This window comes from Mesorhizobium sp. M2A.F.Ca.ET.037.01.1.1 (assembly GCF_003998075.1).
Taxonomy (GTDB): Bacteria; Pseudomonadota; Alphaproteobacteria; order Rhizobiales; family Rhizobiaceae; genus Mesorhizobium.
Window position 1 is genome coordinate 1 of record NZ_RZSA01000823.1, and the last position, 3029, is coordinate 3029.

1 protein-coding gene and 1 pseudogene are annotated in these 3029 nt (G+C 63.7%); both read right to left on the bottom strand.

The genetic code is table 11. The annotated features are described in order from the left end of the window. A pseudogene (locus EOA27_RS29615) lies at positions 1-674 on the bottom strand (hypothetical protein); the annotation flags it as partial. 195 nt (positions 675-869) lie between these two features. Next, positions 870-2609 (bottom strand): 2-isopropylmalate synthase, encoded by a 1740-nt coding sequence (gene leuA, locus EOA27_RS29620; protein ID WP_126081593.1) that lies wholly within the window; start codon positions 2607-2609, stop codon positions 870-872. Between the last annotated feature and the right edge of the window lie 420 nt (positions 2610-3029).

Genomic DNA, 3029 nt, shown 5'->3' on the forward strand with positions numbered 1-3029 from the left:
ATGTAGATGAGCGGCAAGGAGTCGAATACTGACTGGGCCGTGGTTCCGGCGATGCCCGCCGTTTCGACCGCCGTGTCGCCGCCGCCGAGCAAGGCATCGCCTTGGCGAAAGATGAGCACGCCGAGCATGGCAATGACCAGAACCATGGCAGCCCAGAAGAATCGCAGTTGCCGCGTCAGTGATTGTGCAGGCGCGGCCGGCGCCATAAACGGCACGGGTTCGTCCGATGTCGGGCTGTCGAGATAGTCGGCCGCCGGAGCGGCTTCGGCCGATGCCTGGGGTTGGCGCGCGATGTTGCCGGTGGCGGACCTTGCGTCACCGGGCAGGCGGATTGCGTTCAGCTCATAGGAGGGGATATAGCCGCCGCGCGGGATCGCGATACGCACCGGTTCGGCGATGCCTTCATTGGCAAAGTACTGATCCAGGAGCTCGCGTAGGCGACCGGCCTGAACCCTGACCACGGCGTCGGTGGAGGCGTCGAAATCGCCGTCCTTGCCGAAGACGTCCATGGCGATGGAAACGCCCTTCAGCCTGTCCGCCTCGCCAGCCTGCTCGCGCTCTACCAGGTAGCGTAAAAGCCTGCGGGCACGCTCGGATCGTCCGAACGTCTCGCTGGCAAGCAGTCGCTCCAATGTCTCGCGCACTGCGGGGGCGGCAGGCGGGGCATGCTCCAAGTGTCGATCCTTCCGAACTCGGCACAGGTTAGGGCGCGATAATATAGCGCTCGCGCCGGCGCACAAGGATGCTTCTGTTATGTGATCGCGTAAGCCACCGGAAATTCCCCCGCCGGTTAACGAACGACAAGGAAGTTGCGTCTGCTTGCAACACGGCGCGTCCGCAAGGCGCGTCGTGTTCGGGAGCCTGACTGGTCAGCCGGCCTTACCACCGATGATGCGATTGGCGGCCGAAACGACGGCCTCCAGCGAGGCGGCGACGATGTTGGTGTTGATGCCGGCGCCGAACAGCTTGCCGCCCGGATATTCCATCTCGACATAGGAGATGGCCGAGGCGTTGGAGCCGCGCTGCAAGGAATGCTCGGAATAGTCGAGCACCGACATGTCGACGCCGACATGGCGCGAGAGCGCATCGACAAAGCCGTCGATCGGGCCGGTGCCCGAGCCGGTGATCGTCACTTCCCTGCCATTGTCGATTATATCCGCCTCCACGATGCGTCGGCCCTTCACCTCGGTATCGGGGAAGGTGCGGTGGTCGAGGAACTTCAGCCGCGCGCCGGGCTGGTCGATATAGGTTTCGAGGAAGCGTTCGTGGATGCGCTTGGCCGGCACTTCCTTGCCTTCCGCGTCAGTGATCGCCTGAATCGCCTGGCTGAACTCGATCTGCAGATTGCGCGGCAGATTGAGGCCGTAATCCGCCTGCAGCACATAGGCGATGCCGCCCTTGCCCGATTGCGAGTTGATGCGGATGATCGCCTCATAGGTGCGGCCGACATCGGCCGGATCGATCGGCAGGTAAGGCACTTCCCAGATCGGAGTGTTGGCCTTCTTCAGCGCCTTCATGCCCTTGTTGATAGCGTCCTGATGCGAGCCCGAGAAAGCCGTGTAGACCAGCTCGCCGACATAAGGATGGCGCTCCGGGATCTTCAGCTGGTTCGAATATTCGTAGACATCCTTCATCCGGTTGATATCGGAGCAGTCGAGCTCCGGATCGACGCCCTGGGTGAACATGTTGAGCGCCAGCGTCACGATATCGACATTGCCGGTGCGCTCGCCATTGCCGAACAGCGTGCCTTCGACGCGGTCGGCCCCGGCCATCAGGCCAAGCTCGGTGGTGGCGACGCCTGTGCCGCGGTCGTTGTGCGGATGCAGCGAGATGATCAGGTTCTCGCGGTTGTCGAGATTGCGGCACATCCATTCGATGCGGTCGGCATAGACGTTGGGCGTCGACATCTCGACCGTCGAGGGCAGGTTGATGATCAGCTTGTTGTCGGCCGTCGGCTTCACGATCTCCGTGACGGCGTTGCAGATCTCCAGCGCGACGTCGAGCTCGGTGCCGGTGAAGCTTTCCGGCGAATATTCGAAGCGGTAGCCGCCGCCGGCCTTGGCCGCCATGTCGGTGATCATCTTGGCGGCGTCGGTGGCGATGCGCTTGATGCCGGCGACGTCCTTTTCGAAGACGACGCGGCGCTGCAATTCGCTGGTCGAATTGTAGAAATGCACGATCGGGCGGTGCGCGCCCTTGAGCGCCTCGAAGGTCCGTGTGATCAGTTCTGGCCGGCACTGCACCAGCACCTGGAGCGATACATCGCGCGGCACGCCGCCTTCCTCGATGCACCAGCGCGCGAAGTCGAAATCGGTCTGCGAGGCCGAGGGGAAGCCGATCTCGATTTCCTTGAAGCCCATGTCGAGGAGCAGCGCGAACATGCGCGCCTTGCGCTCATGACCCATCGGGTCGATCAGCGCCTGGTTGCCGTCGCGCAGGTCGACCGAGCACCAGATCGGCGCCTTGTCGATCACCTTGTTCGGCCAGGTGCGATCGGTCAGGCCGACAGTGGGGTAAGACTGGTACTTGCGGGCTGCATCCGGCATGTGGCCGGCCGCGCGCTTCCCGGCTTCAGCCTCGTCGGCGCGGATTTCTTCTCGTGCGTTCATCGTCTCTTCTCCGGGCGGCTCGCATGTTCGCCTTGGGCGGATTGATGGCGAGCGTCGCCTCTACCAGAATTGCATTCGCTTGATTATGACTTTGCCAAGGAGCATGCGCCTGAGGCGGCGGGTATCGACCGCCGGGCGCTCCTTCAGCGAACCCGGCGATCGCCGATAAGGCCGAGAAGAAGCAGGGTGGAAGCGAGCGCGCGCGCGGTCCCGCCGGCAAAGCCGGGGCGAGAAGAAGCGACGGAGCGGACGCGCGTGGTCATGGCGGCTCTCTTACAGGAGCGGCCCGCCGGAGGCAAGCGTGCGCAGGGGCGAATGCGCCGAGCCTGGTCTCGTCGCGGGCGGTGATGTCTTCCCCGCGCCTTGTAAATGGGCCAGACTTGGTTCCGAAGGCTTGGCTGCCAAGCGAAGCTCCGGGAG